This is a genomic window from Flavobacterium agri, from assembly GCF_013401995.1.
GTDB classification, from domain to species: domain Bacteria; phylum Bacteroidota; class Bacteroidia; order Flavobacteriales; family Flavobacteriaceae; genus Flavobacterium; species Flavobacterium agri.
Map to the genome: position 1 here is coordinate 561,972 of NZ_JACBJI010000003.1, position 24,251 is coordinate 586,222.

General features: G+C 47.5%; 22 protein-coding genes. 8 read left to right on the forward strand and 14 right to left on the reverse strand.

Annotation, left to right across the window (positions count from 1 at the left end; translation table 11 throughout):
• Positions 1–79: 79 nt before the first annotated feature.
• The 8 genes from HZF10_RS09890 to HZF10_RS09925 all read right to left on the reverse strand — a co-directional run bounded on the left by HZF10_RS09890 (position 80) and on the right by HZF10_RS09925 (position 8,530).
• Positions 80–1,600 carry a serine hydrolase gene (locus HZF10_RS09890; protein WP_176006029.1) on the reverse strand — a complete coding sequence of 507 codons (1,521 nt, stop codon included), beginning with the start codon at positions 1,598–1,600 and terminating at the stop codon, positions 80–82.
• A gap of 234 nt (positions 1,601–1,834) precedes the next feature.
• The gene (locus HZF10_RS09895; protein ID WP_176006030.1) at positions 1,835–2,617 is read right to left on the reverse strand and encodes a TrmH family RNA methyltransferase; all 783 of its coding nucleotides are present in this window, start codon (positions 2,615–2,617) and stop codon (positions 1,835–1,837) included.
• A gap of 83 nt (positions 2,618–2,700) precedes the next feature.
• Positions 2,701–3,180 carry a hypothetical protein gene (locus HZF10_RS09900; protein WP_176006031.1) on the reverse strand — a complete coding sequence of 160 codons (480 nt, stop codon included), beginning with the start codon at positions 3,178–3,180 and terminating at the stop codon, positions 2,701–2,703.
• A gap of 54 nt (positions 3,181–3,234) precedes the next feature.
• A complete protein-coding gene (locus tag HZF10_RS09905; protein WP_371315648.1) occupies positions 3,235–4,575 on the reverse strand; it encodes a DUF58 domain-containing protein in 1,341 nt (446 codons plus the stop codon).
• The gene (locus tag HZF10_RS09910; RefSeq protein ID WP_246282556.1) at positions 4,575–5,588 is read right to left on the reverse strand and encodes an AAA family ATPase; all 1,014 of its coding nucleotides are present in this window, start codon (positions 5,586–5,588) and stop codon (positions 4,575–4,577) included. Before HZF10_RS09910 ends, HZF10_RS09905 begins: the two co-directional genes overlap by 1 nt.
• 50 nt (positions 5,589–5,638) lie before the next feature.
• Entirely contained in the window at positions 5,639–6,823 is a 1,185-nt protein-coding gene (locus HZF10_RS09915) for a DUF4350 domain-containing protein (RefSeq protein WP_176006033.1), read from the reverse strand.
• Positions 6,823–7,566 (reverse strand): DUF4129 domain-containing protein, encoded by a 744-nt coding sequence (locus tag HZF10_RS09920; protein ID WP_176006034.1) that lies wholly within the window; start codon positions 7,564–7,566, stop codon positions 6,823–6,825. Before HZF10_RS09920 ends, HZF10_RS09915 begins: the two co-directional genes overlap by 1 nt.
• Positions 7,559–8,530, reverse strand: coding sequence for a stage II sporulation protein M (locus HZF10_RS09925; RefSeq protein ID WP_176006035.1), 972 nt, complete (start codon positions 8,528–8,530; stop codon positions 7,559–7,561). Before HZF10_RS09925 ends, HZF10_RS09920 begins: the two co-directional genes overlap by 8 nt.
• Positions 8,531–8,550: 20 nt before the next feature.
• Between HZF10_RS09925 and HZF10_RS09930 the strand changes: the two genes are divergently transcribed.
• Positions 8,551–9,294: an RDD family protein gene (locus tag HZF10_RS09930; RefSeq protein WP_176006036.1), complete on the forward strand. Its 744-nt coding sequence runs from the start codon at positions 8,551–8,553 to the stop codon at positions 9,292–9,294.
• A gap of 39 nt (positions 9,295–9,333) precedes the next feature.
• Positions 9,334–9,939 carry a trimeric intracellular cation channel family protein gene (locus HZF10_RS09935; RefSeq protein WP_176006037.1) on the forward strand — a complete coding sequence of 202 codons (606 nt, stop codon included), beginning with the start codon at positions 9,334–9,336 and terminating at the stop codon, positions 9,937–9,939.
• Here the strand turns inward: HZF10_RS09935 and HZF10_RS09940 are convergent, their stop codons facing one another.
• The gene (locus tag HZF10_RS09940) at positions 9,940–11,736 is read right to left on the reverse strand and encodes a T9SS type B sorting domain-containing protein (RefSeq protein ID WP_317171613.1); all 1,797 of its coding nucleotides are present in this window, start codon (positions 11,734–11,736) and stop codon (positions 9,940–9,942) included.
• A 292-nt stretch (positions 11,737–12,028) separates the two neighbouring features.
• Here HZF10_RS09940 and HZF10_RS09945 point away from each other — a divergent pair, with 292 nt between their 5' ends.
• Genes HZF10_RS09945 through HZF10_RS09955 form a run of 3 tightly spaced genes read left to right on the forward strand, consistent with a single transcriptional unit; the run spans position 12,029 to position 15,402 of the window.
• On the forward strand, positions 12,029–13,006 hold the full coding sequence (locus tag HZF10_RS09945) for a GNAT family N-acetyltransferase (protein WP_176006038.1): 978 nt from the start codon (positions 12,029–12,031) through the stop codon (positions 13,004–13,006).
• Positions 13,003–14,100 carry a DegT/DnrJ/EryC1/StrS family aminotransferase gene (locus HZF10_RS09950; RefSeq protein ID WP_176006039.1) on the forward strand — a complete coding sequence of 366 codons (1,098 nt, stop codon included), beginning with the start codon at positions 13,003–13,005 and terminating at the stop codon, positions 14,098–14,100. Before HZF10_RS09945 ends, HZF10_RS09950 begins: the two co-directional genes overlap by 4 nt.
• Positions 14,101–15,402, forward strand: a complete 1,302-nt coding sequence (locus HZF10_RS09955) for an O-antigen translocase (RefSeq protein ID WP_176006040.1) — start codon at positions 14,101–14,103, stop codon at positions 15,400–15,402.
• Here the strand turns inward: HZF10_RS09955 and HZF10_RS09960 are convergent.
• On the reverse strand, positions 15,330–16,997 hold the full coding sequence (locus HZF10_RS09960) for a hypothetical protein (protein WP_176006041.1): 1,668 nt from the start codon (positions 16,995–16,997) through the stop codon (positions 15,330–15,332). The genes HZF10_RS09955 and HZF10_RS09960 overlap by 73 nt on opposite strands.
• Positions 16,998–17,082: 85 nt before the next feature.
• Between HZF10_RS09960 and HZF10_RS09965 the strand changes: the two genes are divergently transcribed.
• The gene (locus HZF10_RS09965; RefSeq protein WP_176006042.1) at positions 17,083–18,624 is read left to right on the forward strand and encodes an NAD(P)/FAD-dependent oxidoreductase; all 1,542 of its coding nucleotides are present in this window, start codon (positions 17,083–17,085) and stop codon (positions 18,622–18,624) included.
• 28 nt (positions 18,625–18,652) lie between these two features.
• On the opposite strand, the gene HZF10_RS09970 is transcribed toward HZF10_RS09965, so the two are convergent.
• On the reverse strand, positions 18,653–19,795 hold the full coding sequence (locus tag HZF10_RS09970; RefSeq protein WP_176006043.1) for a glycosyltransferase: 1,143 nt from the start codon (positions 19,793–19,795) through the stop codon (positions 18,653–18,655).
• A 40-nt stretch (positions 19,796–19,835) separates the two neighbouring features.
• Here HZF10_RS09970 and HZF10_RS09975 point away from each other — a divergent pair, with 40 nt between their 5' ends.
• A complete protein-coding gene (locus HZF10_RS09975) occupies positions 19,836–20,912 on the forward strand; it encodes a glycosyltransferase (RefSeq protein ID WP_176006044.1) in 1,077 nt (358 codons plus the stop codon).
• 1 nt (position 20,913) lies between these two features.
• Entirely contained in the window at positions 20,914–21,306 is a 393-nt protein-coding gene (locus HZF10_RS09980) for a sugar 3,4-ketoisomerase (protein ID WP_176006045.1), read from the forward strand.
• Here HZF10_RS09980 and HZF10_RS09985 read toward each other — a convergent pair.
• The 3 genes from HZF10_RS09985 to HZF10_RS09995 form a co-directional block, all read right to left on the reverse strand.
• Positions 21,300–22,241, reverse strand: a complete 942-nt coding sequence (locus tag HZF10_RS09985) for a glycosyltransferase family 2 protein (protein ID WP_176006046.1) — start codon at positions 22,239–22,241, stop codon at positions 21,300–21,302. The genes HZF10_RS09980 and HZF10_RS09985 overlap by 7 nt on opposite strands.
• Positions 22,238–23,125 (reverse strand): glycosyltransferase family 2 protein, encoded by an 888-nt coding sequence (locus HZF10_RS09990; protein ID WP_176006047.1) that lies wholly within the window; start codon positions 23,123–23,125, stop codon positions 22,238–22,240. The genes HZF10_RS09985 and HZF10_RS09990 overlap by 4 nt, the downstream gene beginning before the upstream one ends.
• Before the next feature lie 92 nt (positions 23,126–23,217).
• A complete protein-coding gene (locus HZF10_RS09995) occupies positions 23,218–23,901 on the reverse strand; it encodes a cell division ATP-binding protein FtsE (protein WP_176006048.1) in 684 nt (227 codons plus the stop codon).
• Positions 23,902–24,251: the final 350 nt, after the last annotated feature.

Below are 24,251 nucleotides of genomic sequence, written 5' to 3' on the forward strand. Positions count from 1 at the left end.
TTTTCCTCGAAAAATTAAGCCACGAATGACGCGAATTTCACCAATCATTTGTGTCATTCGTCGCTAAATCATACGCCAATCACTTCACACGCACGAAATCCAGATCCTGGAAATCATAACTGAAATCAGTCAAAGGCGAAATCGGTTTCATCGTAAAATGATCGTTCCCATCCCAGAAAATATGCGCATCGGCGTGGAAATATCGGTTGTCCCATTTTACGACATAATTCTTGTCTTTATAGAAAAACACTTCGCCCGTAAGCTGTGGCGAGCGTTTCGAAGCCATGTACAACTTGCCTTTTTTGACCGAAAACACGACGTCTCCGAACCAATTGTCCTTGAAAGTTCCGAGCAATGGTTTCCAATCGGGCGTTTTTTTGTCCTTGACGTTTTGGTTCACCGTCGCCCAGACTTCATCGGTCACTTTGTCGGCGTCCGATTCGCGTTGACGCATTTTGTTGGCCAGATCGGTCACATGGTCGAATTCGGGCATGCCCAGATAACTGTCCTTGATCGTATTAGAAATTGCCGTAAACGCAGAGCCCGCCTGTTGGTTCGTCAAAACTATGATTCCGAGCTTCAAATCGGGAATCATAAGCGTTTGGGTCACGATACCTTCCAATCCGCCCGTGTGAGAAACCTGCAGTTTGCCTTTCACATCGTTGAGAACCCATCCCAATCCGTAGGTTTTGAAGTTCGAAAAATAAGGCGCGACCGGTTTGTTGGGTTGGATCGTTTGGGGCGTCCACATTTCGTTGGCGACTTTTTCCGAAAAAATCTGCTTGCCTTCGAATTTGCCTTTGTTCATCTGTAAAATCAACCAATTCGACAAATCGTTGACGCTTGCATAAAGCCCGGCTGCCGCATCGAACGTGTGCAGTTTGTAGCGCGAAATGATCTTGAGTTTGCCGTCTATGGGCACATGCGGATCGATCACGTTCGTCGTGTCTTTCAAGCGATAGAACGAAGACGCGCTGTTTTTCATTCCGATAGGTTGCATGATGCGTTCCTCGACGAATTCGTTCCAGGTTTTGCCGCTCACGCGATGCACGACTTCGCCGGCGACGATATACAGCAAGTTGTCGTAATCGTATTTGGTCCTGAAGGCCGAAGTCGGTTTAAGGAATTGCAGGTTGTTGACGATGTCCTGGACCTGGAAGTTGTTCCCGTCGGGCCAAACCATCAAATCGCCTGCGCCAAGCCCGAGTCCGCTCCTGTGCGTGAGCAAGTCGCGTATCGTGAATTCGTTCGTGACGTAATCGTTGTACATCTTGAACTCGGGAATGTGTTTGACGACTTTGTCATCCCAGGAAATCTTGCCTTCGTCTACCAAAATCGCAAGTGCCGCCGAAGTGAAGGCCTTGGAATTCGATGCGATGCCAAAAAGCGTGTTCGCATCCACTTTTTGCTTGGTTTTGATCGATTTCACGCCGTAACCTTTGGCGTGCACGACTTTTCCGTCTTTTACGATTGCCACGGCAATTCCGGGAACGTCGAAGGCTTTTAGGGATTTTTCGACTACTTCGTCGATTTTGGATTCCGAAAGTTGGGCTTGGGCCGAAAAAGCCACGAAAGCCGCCAAGAGATAAATGTATTTCATAATTTTTTAGCCGCGAATTTCACGAATGACACAAATATATTCGAAGCGTGATATTAGTTGTTAAAAGAAGATAATGTTACGGGATGGTGGCTTTTTTAGCCACGAATGGCACAAATTACATAAATATATACGTGGCTTCTATCAAGTTGAGGAAAAATGATTGGCATGGGACAACGGAGTTTTACCTATTCGCGATTATAAAAATTAGTGAAATTCGCGCTATTCGTGGCTATATCAAAACCCACGCTGCCGTTTCGCCTCGAAAATCAAAATCGCCGCCGCAACCGACACGTTCATCGAATCGATCTCGCCTTGCATCGGAATCATGATGTTCTGCTTTGCCGCGTTTCGCCAGTCTTGCGTGAGCCCCGTAGCTTCCGTTCCTACGACAAGCGCGGTCGCCGACGTGAAATCCTGTTCGTGATACGCAATGGAGTCTTGCAACGTTGCGCCGTAAATCGCGATGTTGCGTGCTTTGAGAAAAGCGATCACTTCTTCGGTCGTTCCCGTTGCGATCTGGTTCGTGAACAAACATCCGACGCTCGAGCGCACGATGTTCGGGTTGTACATATCCGATTTGGGATTCGCGATGATCACCGCGTCGAGATTTGCCGCATCGGCGGTTCGCAGCATCGCGCCTATGTTTCCGGGCTTTTCGGGTGCTTCGGCTACCAATACCAACGGATTTTCCGATAATTCCAAATCCGACAAGGACAAACTTTTCGATTTCGCGACGGCAATCACGCCTTCGGTCGTATCGCGATAGGCGAGTTTTTGGTACACCTCTTTCGAGATTTCTATCTTCTGAAAATCCGAAAATCTAAAAATCCGGAAATCAAAATCGGTTTCGGCCAAATACAACACCGTCTCGATTTCATATCCGCCTTTGACCGCCAGTTCGATTTCGCGTTTGCCTTCGATCAAAAAAGTACCCGATTGCTTGCGCGCCTTGGCTTTTTCCTGCAATTGGACCAACTGTTTGATGAACGGGTTTTGTGCCGAAGTGATCTGTTTCATGTCGCGAAATTATCCCTTTTCCGCCGAAACGAAAACAAAAGCGCTGTCAAACCCGTAAACAAGGCCAATTTCCACAGGATGGCTTATGCGATAGACGGAAACATCGCATCGGAATCCATCGACCATGAGCCCGGCAAATAGTCGCGATGCAGCGAGGTAACGATGATCACGAATTTCTCGAAGTTGAAAAACAACAGAAAAGCGATGATGAATCTCGTGAGGAAATTCTCCCGAACCTTGCGAAACAGCAACAAAAACGGGAAAGCCATGTACATCAAAGGCGGAATCCAAAGCGCGAATCCATAAGGGCTTACAAGGCGTTGGTGATAATGCGCCCTGCTTTCTTCCGACAGCATCGTGTTCACCATTTCGCAGGCATAAACGATAAAATACACTGCCGAAACACCGCAAACCACGAGCGCCGCGGACCAATCGAAATCACGCAGTTTTTCCTTCGGTTTTTTGGACCGCAACCCGAAATAAACCAAGGTGTACAGGAAAAATCCGCTCTGGCAGTTGTCTATGAGCTGGTGGACGATCTCTAAAAATCCGAATTCTTCCATAATGCAGATTGGAATTTGGGATTTGGAATTTGGGATTTGGAATTTGGAATTTTTCTACAATATCCCGCGTGCCTTAATCTCCAAATACTTATTGATCGTATCCAAAGTCAGATCTTCGGGCGAAGTAAGCAGCGAATAAATCCCGTATTTGCGCAATTCATTGACGATGAGACGTTTTTCGAACATGAATTTCTCGGCCACGACCTTGTCGTAGACTTCATGGATGTTGTCGGCTTTCTTTTCGATGATCGAATTGAGTTCGGTGTTCTTGAAGAAAACGACCACGAGCAAATGATGCTTCGCGATTCCTTTGAGGTAGCGCAACTGGCGGTGCAACCCGTCGAGCGTCTCGAAATTCGTGTACAGCATGATCAGGCTGCGGTGGTTCACGTTCTTTCGGATATCGGCATACAAACGGCTGTAATCGCTCTCGAAAAAATCGGTTTTGACGTTGTACAGGTTCTCGAGGATTTTCTCCATTTGGGACGAACGCTTCTCGGCAACCACACGGTTTTCTACCTTTTTCGAGAACGAGAACATACCTGCTTTGTCCTGTTTTTTAAGGATGACGTTCGAAAGTACGAGCGTCGCGTTGATCGCATAATCCAACAGGCTCAATCCGTTGAACGGCATTTTCATTACGCGTCCTTTATCGATTGCCATGTACACCGACTGCGATTTCTCGTCCTGGTATTGGTTCACCATGAAATTCGATTTCTTGGCCGTGGCTTTCCAGTTTATCGTGCGGATGTCGTCGCCCATCACGTATTCCTTGATCTGCTCGAATTCCATCGTGTGGCCGATGCGTCGGATGCGTTTCACGCCGTACTGCGTCAAGTGATGCGAGAACGCCATGAGGTCGTATTTGCGCAGCTGTATGAACGACGGATACGTCTTGACCATTTGCTTGTCGCCGAAAATAAAGCGTCGCGACACCAAGCGCAGCGGAGAAGAAATGTACACGTTGAGCTTGCCGAAATGGTATTCGCCTCTTTCGGTCGGACGCAGCGCATAACTGAATTCGTCTGCCGAAGCTTGTTTGATCTTGCGTTCGATATCGAAATTCCGGATTTGGAACTGTTCGGGAATCTCATCGATGATGTGCACTTTCACGGCAAACGTGTAAAAGTTGCGCAGTTTCACGATGACGGGATTCTCGTCTCCGTTAGAGAACTTTTCGGGTAATTCGCGTTCGGCTTCGATCGGATTGGCGGCCATGAAAAGAATCAGCACGTCGAGCGCCAAAAACGTCATGAGCGCCAAAAACAGGTATTTCGACGCGTTGAACAGGTTCGGGAAGAAAAACGCCAATACGAAAAACGTTCCCACCGCGATAAGCAGGTAGAAAAACAGGTTGTTGATGTACAATCCGAAAAGGCGCAGTCGTTTCAAAATTATCTCGGAATTTCTACTGATTCAAGGATCTGTTTGATGATTTCGGTACTCGTAAGGCCTTCCATTTCGCGTTCGGGCGTTACGATGATACGGTGTTGAAGCACCGGGATCGCGGCGTCCTTGATGTCTTCGGGCGTCACGAAATCGCGTCCTCTGAGCGCGGCAAAACCTTTCGAGGCATTGAGGATCGCGATCGATGCACGAGGTGAAGCGCCCAAATACAAGAACGCATTTTCCCGTGTGTTGATCACAATTTTGGCGATGTATTCCACCAATTGCGGCTCGATGATGATCTGCTTCACGAGCGCCTGGAATTCGCTGATCTGTTTGCCCGAAATCACGGGTTTGATGTTTTCGAGTTTGTCGTGGCTCTGCAATTTGTGCTCGCGCATGATGATGTCGATTTCCTGGCTCAATTTCGGATAATCCACAGAAATCTTGAACAGGAAACGGTCGAGCTGGGCTTCAGGCAAACGGTATGTTCCTTCTTGTTCGATCGGGTTTTGGGTTGCCACGACAAGGAAAGGCGCGTCCATTTCGTAACGCTTTCCGTCGATGGTCACCTGGCGTTCTTCCATGACCTCGAACAAGGCCGCCTGGGTTTTGGCCGGCGCGCGGTTGATCTCGTCGATCAGGATCAGGTTCGAGAAAACAGGCCCTTTCCTGAACTCGAATTCGGTTTTCTTCTGGTCGTAAACAGACGTACCCAAAATATCCGAAGGCATCAGGTCGGGTGTGAACTGTATGCGGCTGAAACCGATGTCGGTCGTCTTGGCGAGTAATTTCGCCGTGATCGTCTTGGCGACTCCGGGAACGCCTTCGAGCAGTACGTGCCCGTTCGACAACAGCGCGACGAGCAATTGGTCGATCATTTTTTCCTGTCCGACGATCACGCTCGACAATTCCCTGCGTACTTTTTCGAGACTTTCCGAAAGCGGAGCGAGGTTGATGCGGTTGTTGAAATGCACGTCGCCCGAAGATGCGTTATCGGGTGTGCTTCCGAACGAAGGCATAAAACGGTTGTCGTTATTTTGAGGCTCTTGGTTTTGGTTTTCGTTTTCCATCAGTTTAAGAGTTTTTCCAATGCGGTGTTAATTTGAATCAGGTCTTCTTCCACGGCCGTGTGCGGGCTTTTCCTGTGGTGGTTGATCAAGAAGACCGCCTGTTCTATCAAAGCGAGTTCCTTACCCGACTTTTGGTGCAGCTTCTCTACGAACGCGTCGTCGAGTTTGGTCGTATCTATCAAATAATCGTTTCGGATCTTTTCAAGGAAATAAATGATTTTGCGATCGATGACCGTATGATGGTCGCCTTCCTGGAAGTACAAATTGCCGATGGTCTTCGCAAAATCGACCGTCGTATTCGGAAGTGGTTCCAAAATAGGCACGATACGCTGTTTCCTTCTGGCGTTGAAAACCATGAACGCGAGCATTCCGAACACGAAAATCAGCCAAGCCCAATACAAAGCCGGTTGAGACGTGATGAAACGCAAAGGCGACGAACTTATCGCACCCATATTCTCCGAAACGTACCAATACGTCTGGCCTTCGGGAAGATACGACAACGTTTTCGCCGCATATTCCGAATGGTCGTCCTTGAGCATATGGATATTCGTAAAAGCGGCCGGTGTCGTATGCAAATAAAATGCGCCGTTTCCGAAATTGACCTTGACGAAATTCACACGCGAGCTGTCGGCGGCAAAAGTGCCGAGAACGGTAGTGTTCAACGTATCGATCGACGAGAAATAATTCGCGTCGACACCTTCGTGGAGCGCATATTTTTTGGTTCCCAATCTCGGATTCGCGAACCCCAAACGCAACGTATCGGTCAATTCCATATCGATGCGCGTCGCGATGTTGAGACTGTCCTTGAAGATTTCTGGAAAAGAACTCATGCTGATGAAAGCCGAATTCCCGTGGCTCACATAATAGAAAATCTCTTTTACCGATTGGTCGTCGAGGTTGTCGCTACCCGAAATGTTGAGGATATTGCCCTTGAGTTTATACGTGTTGTTGTCGAAATCGTAAATGGAATCGAGGAATTCATAAGGTGTGTCGTGCAGCCTGCGCACTTTCGTTCCGGTAAGACCGTCTATTTCGTGGTCGAGCACGTACAATCCGAAAGGAATGCGGTCGTAAACGGAGTACGAAGGCGTCCAGTCGATTTCTTTGGGCTTGCCGCTGTCCAAAATGATGATTCCCGCAAACAGCAAAACGAGAACGCCGATGTAAATCTTCAGTTTTCCCATTATACGTTGTTTAAGGTTTGTTTGAACGAGGCGATGGCCTTTTCGAAAGTCGGGCCGTCTATTTCGAATTCACCGTACCAGATGTAATTGTACAGGTACGACAAATAGGCGAACTGCTTTTTGTCCGACTCTTTCGCGATCTCGTACAAATAATCGGAATTCGTCTTTTCGATATCCCATTGGATGATGCCGCGTTTCGAGAATTTCTGCAGCAGCCACAAGTAATAATAGCGGATGGCGAGGCGTTGGTCGCCCGACTGCAGCGTCTCGGCAATCAGTTTTTCGAAATCGGCAGACTGGATGTTCTTTTCGATTTCTTCGGCCGAAAGGATGCGTTTGGTGGTGCTTCTTCCGAAAATCCATTGGCCTTCCTTGTTCATGATGGCGCGCACGATCAAGAAAATTACGCCGATTACCAAAACGATGGCCAATATGCGGATGATCCATCCGACGACGCTCGATGCGGTGCCGCCGAGATTGAAAAGATTGCTCAAAAGGTTTCCGAGCCACGCTTTGAAACGGTCCCAGGCCGTAAGTTCTTTGGGTTTCGGATTGTAATTGAATTCGTCGTCCTTGTACTTTTCCTTGAATTTTACGGGAAAAGTCTTCAGGACCACAGTCGATGTGTCGCGTACGATATCGGCTTCGGTATAGCGAACGTTTTCCTGCTCCACCTCAAGGCTGTCCTGGGCATATGAGCCGAAAGACAATAAAACCAACGTTATGAAAAAGAACTTACGCAAGGTTTTTGAGCTGTTTTTTGTGGACGAATACGGGGTAAATCAAATAGTACCACGAAATGAACGAAAGTGTCGACAGGATGATGGCGGTGCTGGCCCAAATCGGCATGTCGACAGAATAGCGCGTAATGAAACCTTCAAGGAATCCGGCGGCGATCGTGAATGCCCAAGTGCTCAAGTAGATTTTGAACGAGGCCATGAATCCTCTTTTGAGCGAATTAAGCCTTGAATACGTCCTCGGGAACAAAACCGACGCGCCCAGAATGAAGCCGGCCGCCGTTTCTACGACAATCCCGAAAATCTCCATCGATCCGTGGATCCAGATGCCACGCACGCTTTCCCAAAAAACCTTGTGCTCATAGAACATGTATTGGAACGACCCCAGCATGATGCCGTTTTCGAACGCGATCCTGAACGTGCCGATTCCGGCCGAAATCCCATAAAAATAACACATCGCGCCCACGCGAAGGTTGTTCAGCGTGATGCCGATGAAGCTTCCCCAATTGCTGCCCGATTTATAGACCGCGACGGGATTGCCTTTCTCTATGTTTTCCATCGTCATGTTCACATAACCGTCGGAAAGTATCAGGCGGATGAAATCTTTATCGTTGATCGCCGAGATCACACCGATCCCGACCGAAAGGAAAAACAAGATGAACGCGTACAGGAAATAACGTCGGTACGCATAACACAACAACGGCACTTCGGTCTTGAAGAAATACACGAGCCGGTTTTTCTCGACGCGTTTGGTCTTATAGATTTTTTGATACACCTGTGCCGCGAGGTGGTTCAGGTAAACGACGGTCTTGCTTTTGGGGTAATACGTCTGGGCGAACGACAGATCGTTGATGAGTTGGATGTAAAGGCTCGACATCTCATCGGGATTTTTTTTGTCGCCCGAGGTGATGGCACGTTCAAATTCAAGCCATTTTTCTTTATTTTGCCGGATGAACGCAATTTCTCTCATTGGCGGCTAAAATAGGAATTATGACCCAAATTTCAATCAACACCACACAAAATGTAAACATCGTTTTTACGGCGGCGTCGGTAGGCGATCGCATCCTGGCGAACATCGTGGATTGGCTCATAAAAATCGCCTATTTCGTGGTGTTGTTCTTCATGATTTTCAGATGGACGGGCCTTCTCGACGCCATCAATAAAATGGACGACTGGTCGGGCGGCGCAATTATCATGATATTTATGCTTCCCGTGGCTTTCTACACGCTCATTTTCGAAAGCTGGCTCGAAGGACAGACCTGGGGAAAACGCCTCATGAAGATAAAAGTCGTCAAGATCGACGGGTACCAGGCATCGTTTCCCGAGTATCTGATCCGTTGGTTTTTCCGCCTCGTCGATTTGATGATCTTCAACGGACTCATTGCGGTAATATCGGTTTCGACCTCTTCGCGAAGCCAACGTTTGGGCGACATGGCGGCCGGTACTTCGGTGATTACGCTCAAGAACAAGATCAACATCAGCCATACGATTCTGGAAGAAATCGGAACCGAATACGTGCCGATTTATCCGCTGGTGATCAAACTTTCAGACAACGACGTGCGCATCATCAAGGAAACCTTCAACAATGCCGTGGCTCGCAATGATTACGATACGGTGCGCAAATTGGTCGACAAGGTAGAGAAGGTGACGGGTATCAGGAACCAATCGGGCAACCATCACGATTTTATCCGCACGGTGATCAAAGATTACAATTTCTACACGAGAGGCGCGTAGTTCCTCGATTTTTCCGACTTTAAACCCAAATCACGCCCCATGTTTTATTATTTGAATGTCATCGGAACCATGGCTTTTGCAGTATCGGCATCGCTTACGGCCATGAACAAGAAACTCGATCCGTTCGGGGTTTTCGTGATTGCGTTCGCGACTTCGGTCGGAGGCGGGACGTTGCGCGACGTACTTATCGGCTACACGCCAGTCGGTTGGATGCGCGATCTGAACGTCGTCTATTTCATCATCGCCGGATTTGCGCTGGCCGTGATTTTCCGCAAGAAACTCGACAAGTTGCGTGTTTCGCTTTTCCTGTTCGACACGATCGGATTGGGTGTTTTTACGCTTATCGGAATCGAAAGAGGTATCGCCACCGGCTTGCATCCAGTCATTTGCGTGGCTTTGGGAACGATGACGGCTTGTTTCGGAGGTGTGATCCGCGATATTCTGTGCAATGAGATTCCCGTGATTTTCCGCAAGGAGATTTATGCGACGCTATGTATTGTCGGCGGAATCATTTTCTTTACGATCCGCAATAATTTCGACATCAACCAAGACTTGTTGTACATACTCGTTTCGGCCATCATCATCGTTTTACGCCTGCTTGCGGTACGATACAAGTGGTATCTCGCGCCTTTGGATCGTTATTGATTATTGCACGATGTATAAAAATCCCGTGAACGGTTTCGGGTAATCGGGATCGTTCAAATCCAAAACATAATAATACGTGCCGTCGGGCGCTTCGGAATCGGACCATTTGAGGCCTTTGGTGATGCGTCCGTCCCATTCTTCTGTATCGTTCGTGCCCGACCATATCTGCACGCCCCAACGGTTGAATACCGATAATTGGTAATGGATGAAAATGTCGCGCAATCCGTCGATGTGGAAGAAATCGTTGATGCCGTCTCCATTGGACGACACGAAATTGTAGATCGTCGGCGGGCAATTCCGGACTCTCAGATCGAAACTCCCGATGTTGTAGCAATTCTCGCCCTGAACCCTGAAATAAATCGTGAAAGGAGTACTGTTCGCATGGAAATTCGATGTATTCAAGATTTCACTTTGGTTGTTTTCGGCATTTTCGGCCGAAGTGAAAAAAGTGATGACATCGGACGGGTTTACGGCAATCGACTGCGCATAATCCGAAAAATCGAAAGTGCCCGAAGTAAGGCCTTCGTTACAAGAGATTAGATTTTCAGGCTGGTTGTATTCGGGCAACGGCAAAAGTGAAACCGCATACGTGAAATCGTTGTTCGTCTCGTTCAATTCGGTAACAGAACCGACGCCGCTGCCGTTGTTGTCTACGGAAAGTGTAAGCGTGAAATCGGTCGGAATGGTTTCGGGAAGCGTGAGCGTGATTTGTCCGGTCTCGCTTCCGCCGATCGGTATTATGGTTTGGGTTTGCGCCTGTCCGACGAGAATTCCATCGGCAAAAAAAGCGATAGGCGTCAAGGCCGGCAATTCTTCTGTACTGTTCAAATTGTAGACCGTATAATCGACGGTGATATCGAACGAATTACAGAAAACATCGACGTTATCGGCTACAATAGTCGCGTCGGGCAACTGGCTGTTGAGTTTGGTGACGATCGCGTTGATCATGACCACATCCTGGCCCGAAGTGAGTTTGATTTCGGCCGACGTATCGCCAATGGCAATATTTCCCTGGATGTCGTACACGTCGAGATCCATATTGTACAAATCTTCCGAACCGGTAAACGTATTGGTGCCGTTGAACGCGTTGTTCGAAGGGTTGATACTGTTGCTCAGGATATCGCCGTTGATGCTCAGCGTCTCGTTCACCTGGATATTTTCGTCTCCTTCCCAAGCCAGAAAACCGATTTTGGCGTCTTCGTTATCGATTACGTTGAGGCTGTTGAGCGTAATGGTGATTTCGTCTGGAACGGCCTGCAATCCGTCGTAAACGTTGAGCTGGTTGAGCGGAAGCGCCTCGTTTTTGTAGACGACGACGATCGCCCATCCGGCAAAATTCGTACGGTTCGTAAACGCGAAATCCATGTAATCGGAGACGTCGAGGTCGGTTAGTGTATACGTTCCGTTGCCCGTGGATTGGATCAGGGAAGTCACATCGGCGAATGCACTGAAATAATCGTATGTCGTGCCATTGGTCACGCGTTGGTGCGCGAATGTCCTTTCGGCCGATATGGCAGTTCCGTTGAGCGTCACTTCGAAATCCCCGAATCCGCAACCTGCCCAATACAGATAGGCGGCTTCGATCTGGTCGCTCGGAGTGAGCGCGAAATCGGCCGAAGTCGTGGCGTACATATCCGGGAAAAGCATATACGAATTCTCGTTTACGTTCATCGTATTGCCCAAAAACAAGAAGTCGTAGCGGCCGTTGAATTGCTGGTAAAGCGCAATGTCCTGTGCCGAAAGCCAGCATGGAAACACTATAAAAGCAATCAAAATCTTAAGTAAACGTGGCTTCACGAAGCGCTTTTTTGTTTTAAAGATACGGATTTTGGGAATGGTTGCCTTGGGTTAATGAGAAGTTGGCGGATTTGAGATAGCATTTGAAGGAAAGTGTTGATCTTCATTAGAGTCAGATGAATTTTTTTTAACAATTTCGACAGAAAACCTGTAGTCGCTTAATTTGAGGATTTGGTATTTTCGAGACCTAACAGGTTTTCAAAACCTGTTAGGTCTCGGACCTACAAGCCGTCCTCATTTCATCATGCACAATCTTGCGAAAAATCCTTAATTTGCCGCTTAAAAGCATTCCTTGTCTAATTACAGTGTAAAACGTTATCAGGCGTCCGATTTTAAAACCTGGAACGACTTCATCAAGAAGTCGAAAAACGGCACATTTCTTTTTGATCGCGGTTTTATGGAATACCACGCCGATAGATTCGAGGATTATTCCCTTCTGGTTTGGGACAATGACGAGTTGCTCGCCGTGTTGCCGGCACATCGCATCGAAAATCGGCTTTATTCGAATTGGGGTTTAACCTACGGCGGATTGGTATACGACGAAAAACTAAAACTCAGGGAAGTGCTTTCCGTGTTTGAAGCGATATTGAAATCGTTGTCCGATCAAGGAATCGAAAAACTCCACATCAAAACGATCCCGTCGATTTACCACAAATTGCCTTCGGATGAATTTCTGTATGCGCTTTTTATCGCAAAATCATCGCTTACCAGACGCGATTCGCTTTCGGTAATCGACCTGCAAAAGCCATATTCGATTTCGAAAACCCGTCGTGAAAGCATCAGGCGCGGGCAAAAGAACGGGCTTGAAATTCGTGAAGAAGCCAATTTCAAGTTGTTTTGGGATGAAATCCTGATTCCGAACCTCGATAAGAAACACCAGATAAAACCCGTGCATTCAATCGAGGAAATCGAATTGCTGTACAAGCGTTTTCCCGAAAACATCCGTCATTTCAATGTATACCACAACGCAAAAATCGTCGCCGGAACCACAGTTTTCATTACCGACACCGTCGCGCATCCGCAATACATTTCGGGCAATCCCGACAAAAATGCGTTGGGTTCGCTCGATTTCCTGTACCATTTCCTGATTGCCGAAGTTTTTAAAGACAAGCCGTTTTTCGACTTCGGTATCTCGAACGAAGATCAAGGCACGAAACTCAACGAAGGTCTTGTTTTCTGGAAGGAAAGCTTCGGGGCGAACACCATCACACAGGATTTTTATGAAGTCGAAACCCAAAATTTTCCATTGCTCGAAAACGTGCTGATATGATCAAATTTCTCGATTTACAAAAGATAAACGCGCAATATCAGGCAGCTTTCCAGCAAAAGCTCGATGCGGCCTTACAAAAAGGCTGGTTTATTTTGGGCGATGAGGTCAAGAAATTCGAGTCCGATTTTGCGGCCTATTGCGGTACGGAACATTGTATCGGCACCGGAAACGGCCTCGACGCGCTCGTTTTGATTTTCAAAGCCTATATCGAATTGGGGAAATTGAATCCCGGAGACGAAATCATCGTGCCTGCGAACACGTTTATCGCTTCGATGCTTGCCGTGGAGCAGGCCGAACTCAAAAGCGTTCTGGTCGAACCACGTATCGATACGTTCAACCTCGATGCGGAACTCATCAAAAAACACGTCACACCCAAAACCAAGGCGATACTTGCCGTCCATCTTTACGGGCAATTGGCCGATATGGACAGACTTTCAGAAATCGCTACAAAACACGATTTATTGTTGATCGAAGATGCAGCACAGGCACACGGCGCGCATCTCAACGGCCGAAAAGCCGGAAGTTTGGCACATGCCGCGGCTTTTTCGTTCTATCCGGCCAAGAACCTCGGCGCTCTGGGCGATGCCGGAGCCGTCACTACGAACGACGATGCTTTGGCCGTTATCGTAGACAAATTGCACAATTACGGTTCTGAGAAGAAATACGTGCATGCGCTTAAGGGCGTGAATTCGCGTCTCGATGAAATCCAGGCGGCTTTTTTGAACGTAAAATTGGCGAACCTTGATAACGAAAACAACATCCGTCAAGCCATTGCCAAGCGTTATGTTTCCGAAATCAAAAATCCGAAAATAGTACTTCCGAAGTACGAAGGAACTGATGATCACGTATTCCACCTGTTCGTGATCCGAAGCCAAAATCGAGAGGAATTGAAAAAATACCTGTCCGAAAAAGGTATCGAAACCCAAATCCATTATCCGATTGCGCCACATAAACAGGCCGCTTTTGCCGAATGGAACTCGCTTTTTCTTCCAATTACCGAAAAAATACACGACGAAGTACTCAGTTTACCAATCAGTCCCGTGATGACCGATGCCGAAGTTTTTCATGTGATCGACGCCCTAAACGACTGGTAAATGGGGATTCCGAAAAAGATATGGCAGGCACCGCTGTTCAAGGCGACTTCGCTCAACGGAATCGGCGTTTTGGTCAAGATCGCGATCGGATTCGCCACATCGAAAGTCATTGCGATATTCATCGGACCTTCGGGAATGGCGTTGGCCGGAAACCTGCGTAACTTTTTGACATCGCTCGAAGGTGTCGCTACTTTGGGTTTCCAGAACGGCATCGTCAAATATGTGGCCGAAAGCAAAACGTCCGAAGCCGAACTCAAAAGAACGATTTCGACCGTATTCCTGAGTCTTTTCGCCGTAATGGCCATTTGTTGCGCACTGCTTTTTGCGTTGTCCGGTTTTTGGAGCGCATGGGTTTTTAACGGAAACCGCACTTTTGGCGACATCTTCAAGATCATGGCGTTGGCCTTACCATTCTATGCATTTTCATTGGTTTTGATCGCCGTTTTAAACGGTTTGGGCAATTACCGAAACGTGATTTGGACGAACATCATTGGTAACATCATCGGGCTTGCGATTTCTGTCGGTTTGATCGTGGAATACTCGCTTTTCGGTGCGTTGCTCGCGATCGTGTTAAGTCCGTCGATATTGTTTTTCGTGTCGATTTTTTACGTGTCGCGCGAAATCGGGATACTTTCGAACATTTCGATGCCTTCTTTTGATGGAATATTGCTCAAACGATTGGGCGCTTATTCGTTGATGACACTGTTTTCGGCCGTTTGCGTGCCTTTGGTCTACCTCAAAATCCGACAGGAAACGATCGCAATTTCAGGGATCGACGCCGCCGGACATTGGGAAGCCATAAACCGCATTTCGTCCTATTACATGCTGTTCGTCTCTACGTTGGTTTCGGTGTATTTCCTGCCGAAATTGGTGTTGGCGACCAAATCCTCAGAAGTCAGGGCGATTTTCGTCTCCTATTTCAAAGCGGTGATGCCGTTGTTCATCTTAGGGACGATATTGCTCTATTTTTTACGAAGTTTCGCCGTCGGAGTTCTGTTTACCCAAGATTTCAAACCCGTCGAAAACCTGTTCTTTTTCCAGCTTTTGGGCGATGTGTTGCGATCGGCTTCGATGATTTTGGGTTGTTGTTTCATCGCCAAAAAGATGACGAAATCCTTTTTCGTGACCGAGATTTTTTCGCTCGCTTTCCTGTACGCGACGAGCCATTTTCTGCTCAAAGCAAAAGGGGTTGAAGGTCTTGTCGCCGCCCACGCACTCACGTATTTGGTTTATTTGATTGTATTGATCGGATATTTTCGCAAGGTGCTTGTAAGTTCCGAAGCATCGTATACCCAGAAATAGCGGGCTTTTTCGACGGGTTTCATATGCTTTAGGATGTAATTCGCGTATTGGCTGAAATCGTCCTTATCGTCTTTCGGATTCAGGTAAGTTTCGCCTTTCACGAACGATTTTTCCAGAAAAACATACTTGGCAGTCAAGGCCGTCGCCGACAAATAAGGCGCGCAGTCGTTCTTGAGTTCGAAGGAAGTGAGCCAGTCGGCAGGCAACGGATTGCGGTCGTTGAACAAATAATACGCCTGCGGAAGGCTTGGAGCCACGACGTATTTTCCGGTGTACTTTTCGCGTAATTGCTTGAGTTCCGATAATTTTCCGAAAGCCGATTCGGACGAAACCACAAAAGCCAGTTTGGGCGAAACCGAACCAAGTTCACGGTCTAGATGCAAAAATTCCTGTTCGCGATAACGGTCGAAATTTCCGATGAACAGGTAAACGCACAAAGGAACCGAAACAAACAAATACAAGCGTTTGATCCGATAATCGCCCAAATCGTCGTATATCAATATAAAAAAGCACAACGCGAGCGCATGGCAAAACAACACCGGGAATGGAAAACCTTTACTCAACGAAGCGCACCAGGCGATGCCCACGAGAACGACAATCGGTAAATAGCGCGCGATGCGGAAGCGGCTGAATCGCGTCTTTCTCCAAAAGGCGATCTTGACGGCAACCAGCAAAACCGTGGCGCTGGTCGGAAAACCAAAAATCGGGATCGCCGCCAAAGCCGAAAGGAATGTGGCGAGCGCGAACCATTTCAAAACCGAAACGCCCGAAGGCAAACGGTTTCCCGAATTCACGAACGCAAACCCGAAAGACAATGCGAAAAGTCCGAGCCAAACCCATTTTGCCCGAAACACGTTGAGATAGGCGAGAAGCCCCAAATCGATAAAATCATGTGAGTTTCCGGTGCCACCAAGTTGGAAAATGATGTCGGAAAGCGAAGATGCCGAAATGAAAATCGAAAGAAAGATTGTTGTGAAAATGCCTGAAAAAGAAGCGAAAACCAGTGCTTTTTTCCATCCGAAACAAACAAAAATCCAAATCGTAAAGAAAATCGGGACGAAGTAAAAAGATTGTTTCGTTCCGGCCGAAAGCACGCACAGCAAAGCCGTAATCGCAAACGATAGCCATTTTGGGCGACGGGAAAGCGTCAATACGAAAAACGCGGCCGAGGCGAAGAAAATCCCATCGACCGTAAACCACGGATCGGGGTAAATCGCACCTGTGGCCATTACGAACGCGAACAGCATCGCGCCCCATTTGTCGATTTTGTATTTGCGCAAACGGAACAATCGGTCAAGACCGTCCACGACAAAGAAAACCTGTAGCGCAAACAGGCAATAACCAAGTACGCGCGTCGTATAAACCTGTGCGTAATCGGGTAAAACGGACATGATCAAACCGTGGAAATAAGCCGTAACCGGCGGACGCACGCTCAAAAAATCGCGAAAAGCGGCCTCGCCGTTAGCCACGCGCCAACTTTGGGAAGTCACGAATCCGGTGTCCCAGTTCTCGAATCCGAAACGGGCAAAAAACAGGCAGTAAAAGGCCAGGACGCAAAAAAAAACGATCCTGTAAAATTTGGACGAAAAAGCCATGAGAAAACTTTCAGCCTCAAATATAGTCGAATCGCGAAAAAAGGTTCGGGAAAAAGTGTAGTTTTGGAAACCCGAAAAAAATCGCGTGGAACCCAAAAAAGCCATCATCATCGGAGGCGGACCTGCCGGACTTACCGCTGCCTATGAATTCCTCAAGACTACCGATATCGTACCGATCGTCATCGAAATGAGCGATTATTGGGGCGGAATTTCGCGAACCGTCGACTACAAAGGCAACAAGATCGATATCGGCGGCCACCGTTTTTTCTCGAAATCGGACGTGGTCATGCAATGGTGGAACGACATCCTTCCGATCTATTCCGAAAACCAGGACATCAAACTCACGTACCGCAATGCCACGACGAACGTCAAGGTAGCTGCGAACGCCGAATCGGCAGGCGATAAAGTCATGCTCGTGAGAAAACGCAAATCGCGTATTTTCTTCAACCATAAATTTTTCGATTACCCGATTTCGCTCACGCCCAAAACCGTCGGTAAAATCGGGTATTTCAATACGTTTTTGATCGGATTGAGCTATCTCAAATCGGTGGTTTTTCCGATAAAAGACCCGAAAACGCTAGACGAATTCTTCATCAGCCGATTCGGGAAACGCCTGTACGAGATGTTTTTCAAGGATTACACCGAAAAGGTTTGGGGAATTCCGTGCTCGCAAATTTCGGCCGAATGGGGCGCGCAACGCATCAAAGGGCTTTCGATCCGCAAGACGATCGCGCATTACCTGCGAGGTATTTTCGGAAAAGGCAACGACGTGAACCAGAAAAATACCGAGACGTCGCTGATCGAATATTTCCTGTATCCGAAATTCGGCCCGGGCCAATTGTGGGAAGAAGTCGCCGACCGCGTGGCCCAAAAAGGAGGCGAATTGCGCCAGCATGCGAAAGTCGTCGGGTTGAAAACCGATGGAAATTCGATAAAATCGGTTGTCGTACAAGATTTGAAATCGGGTCAAACCGAAGAAATATCGGCAAATTATGTCATTTCGACAATGCCCGTAAAAGAGCTCATCGCGAATCTCGACACCCAAATTCCGGCAAACGTATCCGAAGTCGCCAACGGCCTTTTATACCGCGATTTCATTACGGTCGGTTTGTTGCTCAAGAACATTAATTTCGAGCTTGAAGACAATTGGATCTACATTCAGGAACCGTACGTCAAGGTCGGCAGATTGCAGGTTTTCAACAATTGGAGTCCGTTTTTGGTCAAGGATAAGAACACGACCTGGGTCGGACTCGAATATTTCTGCAATGAAGACGATGCGATCTGGAACGAATCCGAATCCGAAATCGCTGAACTCGCCGTTCGTGAAATGATCGAACTCGGTTTTATCTCGAAATCTGAGGACGTGCTCGATTCGACCGTGATCAAAATGCCGAAGACGTATCCCGCGTATTTTGGTTCGTACGACCGTTTCGACGAAGTCAAGTCGTTCGTGAACCGATTCGATAATCTTTTCCTCGTCGGGCGAAACGGCATGCACAAATACAACAACCAGGACCATTCGATGCTTACGGCGATCCAAGCGGTGCAGAATATCAAAAACGGGGTTTCGGATAAGGAGAATATTTGGGCGATCAATACCGAGCAGGAATATCACGAGGAGAAGTAAAAAAATCTCAATCACTATCGTTTTTGAATTACGACTTCTGCCAAAAATCGAGATAACGCTGTGCTATTGACTTATAATCGTGTTCCTTTTCTATAAAAGCCCTTGCGCGTTTTCCGATTTCGTGGATTTCTGACGGATTTTCGATCAACCGCGATAATTCCGAAACGATGAAATCGACGTCGGGCAAAGCGTTTATCGCGACTTTTTCAGACAAACCGTAGTGCGAATAAAACTCCGATTCGGCTCCGGTGAACACAACTTTTCCTCTGGCCATCGCTTCCAAAGCATTGTAACCCTGATCGAAAGCGTACACTTGGTCGAGTACGATATGCGCTTTTTTGAGATGTTCGACATATTCAGAATAAGGAAGGCTGTTTACGGTTTCGACCTTGATTTTGTCGCTGTATTTGGCTTTTACGATTTCAAGCGCCTTTTCAAAGAATTTACCGCCTTTCTTTACCGAACTGAATTTGTTCGCACCGTAAAAAATCGTGATCGGACGGTCGACAGATAATTCTTCGAACGGGATTTTATCTGTGTTTACGGGATTCGGAATCAGCGTCGTATCGATTCCGGCTTCATCCAAAACCAATTTGTAATCGAGGTCGGAAGTCAACAAGCCCGATGCGTTTTGAGACACGAATCGGTATAATCCGCGATACTTTTCCGAAGTGTATTTCAATGTGTACCGATAATACGGCTCGAGTTTTTTGTCTTCGAAATAAGGCGTCATCACCGAATACCGTTGCTTGTTCTTGAGCAATTCGTTTACGACGGGCGTTTCGTCACCGCAAATCAACAGGAAGATTTTGTCGTTTTGCGCGAACAATCTGTCGTACAGTCCGATTTCGAGATTCGGAAGCGTTTCGATTGCGTCCGAATTGATGAGTTGCACGACGTCGTAACCTTTAAGCCGTGGCAACAATTTCTCGAAACGCCGCCCTTTTTCAAGGCTGTCGAGCGTGAATCCGAGCAGTTTGTTCGTGATTTTCCCGATGAATTTCAAGCCAGAGGAACGCGCCACGGTTTTGGACGCAATCGACAAATCGACGGGAAAATTCTTGAAATCGTCGCCGCTGCCCACTAGCGTGACCTCATGCCCAAGCGCGACGAGACCTTCCTTTAGCGAATTGTGCAGGCGACTGAATTCCCCGACGAGCAGTATCCTCATAATTTCGTTTATATTTGCCCAAATGTAAGTAAACTCACGCATGCGGCCACCCAAAATTTGCCTTGTCGGAAACAGCCTGTCGTTTGGCGGAGCCGATAAAATCCATGCGGTGCTTTCGAATTACTTCGCGTCCGAAGGCTTTGAGGTGCACAATATCATTTTTATCGATGGCGTGACGTATGACTTTTCGGGCGAGTTGCTCAATCTGGGCGCCGAACGTAAAAACGGTGGGATTTCCGATCTCTTCAAGCGCTTCACCCGGATTTCGGATTATCTGAAACAGCACACTTTCGACTTCATCATCGATTTTCGCACGCGTCATAAACCGTTGCGTGAATTTTTTCTGACGCGTCTGTTTTCGCACTATCGCTACATTCCGACAATCCACAGTTACAAAACCGAATGGTATTTCACTCCGAATGCTTTTGTCGCAAAGCGGATTTTCAAAAACGCTTTCAAAATCGTTTGCGTGGCTTCGGAAATTGAGGATCGCGTCAAATCCGAATACGGTTACGACCAGGTCGTTACGATCACGAATCCGCTTGAATCGGACAAAATCGAATCGCTGTCTAATCAGCCGATTGATGTAGGTTTCCGATATATTGTCGCAGCCGGTCGCATGGCCGAAGACGACCACAAACAGTTCGCGAAACTCATGATGGCTTTTCTGGATTCCGATTTGCCGAAGCAAGGCATCAAACTGTTGTTTTTGGGCGACGGACCGATGCGTATGGAATTCGAGAATTTGAGCGAAATCGGTGGATTGCCCACTGTTTTCAAAGGTTTCGTAGACAATCCGTATCCGTATCTCAAAAACGCCGAATTCACGGTTCTGACGAGCAAATTCGAAGGTTTGCCGAATATTCTCGCCGAATCTTTGGCCGTCGGTACGCCTGTCGTATCTTTCGACTGTCAATCGGGCCCGCGCGATTTGATCATGGATCGCGAAAACGGACTGCTCGTCGAAAACCAAAACTGGGGCGCTTTCGTGAGCGCGCTCAACGAGATGGCTAACGATACGGAACTTCGCAAAAAATGCGGCAGCAACGCAAAATCGAGCGTGATGCGCATGGAAGTTTCCGAAATAGGACAAATCTGGAAGGATTTACTCAAGTAATATGGACATTCAACTCATACAGATTCCCGTCATCGAAGACTATCGCGGCAACATCGGCGTGGTCGAAAAAGACACGATCCCGTTTGCGATAAAGCGCGTGTATTATTTGTTCGACGTGCCAAGCAGTGCCTCGCGCGGCGGACATGCGCACAAGGAACAAGCCGCTTTGCTCATACCGCTTTCGGGAAGTTTCGACGTGGTATTGCACGACGGGGAAAATCAAAAAACCGTCACGTTGAACAAACCCGACAAAGGGCTTCTGATTCCCAAAAATACCTGGCGTGAACTCGAGAATTTCTCGTCGGGAGCGGTGTGTATGGTAATTTCTTCGGGCGAATTCGACGAGTCCGATTACATTCGTGATTTCGATGAATTTCTCAAGTCGAATCAGTGATAGGCCGAAACCTCGACATCTTTCGATTCTAAAAATTTCTTGAATCTATAAATCGGACGCAACGCAAAACCGGGTAAAGCGAGAAGCAGCCTTGTCTTGGCGCATAGGTTTTTCGAGTCGATGTTCCGTTTGTAAAAATCGTATCGTTTGTCGCTGGCCAGTTTCATTTTGAGCGCGAATTCGGCGCGATACAAATCCAAAAAACGCTTTAGGGATTTATTGTTTTTCTCTTCACGTGAAAATTGGTCGAGCAGCGCGAACGACCGATGTCCGGTCTGCGTAAGCGACATCCTGTTGTCTGCCGACAGATTGTGGTAAGCCGAGTATTCGGAGTCGAAAGCCACCGGATATTTCAACGCGATCCGAATCCACAAATCGAGGTCTTCGCCAGCGCCAAGCGTGATGTTTTCATCGAAATTCCCAATCTCGTCGAGTATTTTTTTAGGAACCGCGACCGCCGAAGTCCACGCGATCCTGTCGATGTAACTCGAATGGAAAAAATCGGGAACGATGCCTCGCCAAGGGAATTCTTCGGGCAAACCGATGAATTTGGGCACGCGGTTTTTGGTTTCGGAATACGACCGCACGTAATTCATGCAAAACAATCCGGCTTGGCCGAAATCCGAGAAAAGTTCGGAAAGCTTCTGTAAATGCCAGGGTTTCCACCAATCGTCGGCATCGAGAAACGCGATAAGTTCTCCTTGTGATTTTGAGATTCCGAAGTTTCTGGCTGCCGAAACGCCTTGGTTTTCGGTCTTGAAATAGCGGATGCGCGCATCGGTCAAAGCCAACACTTCAGATTCGCTTTCATCGGTAGAGCCGTCGTTTACGACAATCAGTTCGAAATCTTCGAAAGTCTGCGCCAAAGCCGATTGCAGCGTCTTTTTGATATGACGGCCTTTGTTGAACAGCGGTATGACGACGGAAATTTTCATTGGTCGGGAATCGAACAAAGATAGCCGATTCGGTAAACGTCGTACCAAAACAGCGACGGATTGGCTTTCGAAATGTCGGCGATTAACGATTTTCGCGTGAGTTTGAAAAAGGCCTTGACGAAAAAGTCGAGATGCGAGCGTTTCAAAAATCGGTAATAACGCCCCATTCTTAGGTAATCATATGAGATTTTTCCGGTCAGAAGCAGGTTTTTGAATGAAGAAAGCGCCTCGTGTTCCTTGCGCAACATCGTCTCGAAATCGTCGAGGCCGAGATGGAAAACAGGATTGCTGATGTGTTTGATCGGAATCCTAAGTTGCTGCATCGTGAACGAAAAAACCGTGTCTTCGTGTCTCAGGTTGGGCAAAGTCTCGTCGAATCGGACCTTTTCGAAAAGTCGTTTCGGGATCAGGAAATTGAGCGAAAGGAATGCCCAATACGGGTTTTGGTTGCGCGATGGCACGTCTAAAGCCTCACGGTCGTTTCCGTACGTCCAACGCAACATTTTATCTTTTCCGGGTTTTTCGGGCTTGTACAAAATTCCGCCGTCGATCACTTTTTCGCCGTTGGAAATTTCTGTTAGGTAGTTCGGAATGAAATCGTCCGATGTAGGAAACGTATCCGCATCCAAAAACAACAACCAATCGTATCTCGCTTTCCAAGCCAACAGATTCCTGATTTTGCTGCGTCCGATGTTTTGGCCCAAAATCGAGTAGGAGCAATGGTCAAGCGTATTGATGCGGTCGTTTTCTGTTGTAAATCTGTACGAAGCATCGTCGAGAACGATAATTTCAAACACGATTCCCGATAGTCTGCATTGACGTTGCACTTCGGCCGTCAAGCCAAATACGTCGTAGTTATATGTCGGGATAAGGATCGAAAGCACGCTGTAAAATGTTAGACACGAATGTCACGAATTTTCGCCAAAGATTTGTGCAAGTTCGGGATATTCGTGGCCAAAAGAAAAGTATCTGTGGCTTAAACCGTGCGCTGTACGACTTCGAACAACGTATTGTTATCGCATTTAAGTGTCTTCGATGGGAATTTCAAAAGCAACGCGTAATCGTGCGTCGCCATGATCACGGCTTTTCCGTTGGCGTTGATCTTGCGAAGGACTTCCATGACTTCGACAGAGGTTTGCGGGTCGAGGTTTCCGGTCGGCTCATCGGCCAAAATCAACTCAGGATCGTTCAAAAGCGCGCGTGCGATTGCGATGCGTTGTTGCTCGCCGCCCGAGATCTGGTGCGGCATCTTATTCGATTTAGCGCGCATGCCGACGCGGTCGAGCACTTCATCGATCTTGTCCTGCATCTCCTTGTTGTCTTTCCATCCGGTCGCGCCCAGAACGAATAGCATGTTTTCGTTGATGGAACGGTCGGGCAACAGTTTGAAATCCTGGAATACGATTCCGATTTTTCGTCTCAGGAAAGGGATTTGCGATTCCTTTAACTTTGCCAGATCGTGCCCGACGATGCTCGCCTGACCTTCCTTGAGTGGCAAATCGGCATAAAGCGTCTTCATGAACGAGCTCTTTCCGGTACCGGTTTTTCCGATGATGTAAATGAATTCGCCCTCGCTCACTTCGAGGTTCACGTTAGACAAAACGACGCGTTCGTCCTGAAAAATGGTCACGTTGTGCAAGGAAACGATTGGCTCTGGCATGGAATGGAAAGTTTGGTGGTAAAAGTAGGAGAAAAAGTCGAATGTCGAAAGTGGAAGTCTTGTGGTTGTTGCGACAGCATGGCGGTTTTTAACAAAATAGGAAGAAAATCTGTAGATGGTTACAGAAGTCACACCTTATCTTTAAACCTAACAGGTTTCCAAAACCTGTTAGGTTTAAGTGTTATTTTTCTGAATTTCAACGTTCTGTGATTTTTCGGTTTTATCTGAACACATCTCGGCTCTACATCTCAGATCAATTCAAGCGAATTCCAAAATATCTACCCTAAATCCGAAATCTATTATCGGTTCCTAACACTTTGTGTCTTTGCGTCTTGTGCTCATCCATCAAA

What these genes read in the sequence shown, in the direction of transcription:
- HZF10_RS09890 (WP_176006029.1), bottom strand. Translation starts at nt 1,600, where the DNA reads ATGAAATACATTTATCTCTTGGCGGCTTTCGTGGCTTTTTCGGCCCAA.
- HZF10_RS09895 (WP_176006030.1), bottom strand. Translation starts at nt 2,617, where the DNA reads ATGAAACAGATCACTTCGGCACAAAACCCGTTCATCAAACAGTTGGTC.
- HZF10_RS09900 (WP_176006031.1), bottom strand. Translation starts at nt 3,180, where the DNA reads ATGGAAGAATTCGGATTTTTAGAGATCGTCCACCAGCTCATAGACAAC.
- HZF10_RS09910 (WP_246282556.1), bottom strand. Translation starts at nt 5,588, where the DNA reads ATGCCTTCGTTCGGAAGCACACCCGATAACGCATCTTCGGGCGACGTG.
- HZF10_RS09915 (WP_176006033.1), bottom strand. Translation starts at nt 6,823, where the DNA reads ATGGGAAAACTGAAGATTTACATCGGCGTTCTCGTTTTGCTGTTTGCG.
- HZF10_RS09925 (WP_176006035.1), bottom strand. Translation starts at nt 8,530, where the DNA reads ATGAGAGAAATTGCGTTCATCCGGCAAAATAAAGAAAAATGGCTTGAA.
- HZF10_RS09930 (WP_176006036.1), top strand. Translation starts at nt 8,551, where the DNA reads ATGACCCAAATTTCAATCAACACCACACAAAATGTAAACATCGTTTTT.
- HZF10_RS09935 (WP_176006037.1), top strand. Translation starts at nt 9,334, where the DNA reads ATGTTTTATTATTTGAATGTCATCGGAACCATGGCTTTTGCAGTATCG.
- HZF10_RS09950 (WP_176006039.1), top strand. Translation starts at nt 13,003, where the DNA reads ATGATCAAATTTCTCGATTTACAAAAGATAAACGCGCAATATCAGGCA.
- HZF10_RS09955 (WP_176006040.1), top strand. Translation starts at nt 14,101, where the DNA reads ATGGGGATTCCGAAAAAGATATGGCAGGCACCGCTGTTCAAGGCGACT.
- HZF10_RS09960 (WP_176006041.1), bottom strand. Translation starts at nt 16,997, where the DNA reads ATGGCTTTTTCGTCCAAATTTTACAGGATCGTTTTTTTTTGCGTCCTG.
- HZF10_RS09970 (WP_176006043.1), bottom strand. Translation starts at nt 19,795, where the DNA reads ATGAGGATACTGCTCGTCGGGGAATTCAGTCGCCTGCACAATTCGCTA.
- HZF10_RS09975 (WP_176006044.1), top strand. Translation starts at nt 19,836, where the DNA reads ATGCGGCCACCCAAAATTTGCCTTGTCGGAAACAGCCTGTCGTTTGGC.
- HZF10_RS09980 (WP_176006045.1), top strand. Translation starts at nt 20,914, where the DNA reads ATGGACATTCAACTCATACAGATTCCCGTCATCGAAGACTATCGCGGC.
- HZF10_RS09985 (WP_176006046.1), bottom strand. Translation starts at nt 22,241, where the DNA reads ATGAAAATTTCCGTCGTCATACCGCTGTTCAACAAAGGCCGTCATATC.
- HZF10_RS09995 (WP_176006048.1), bottom strand. Translation starts at nt 23,901, where the DNA reads ATGCCAGAGCCAATCGTTTCCTTGCACAACGTGACCATTTTTCAGGAC.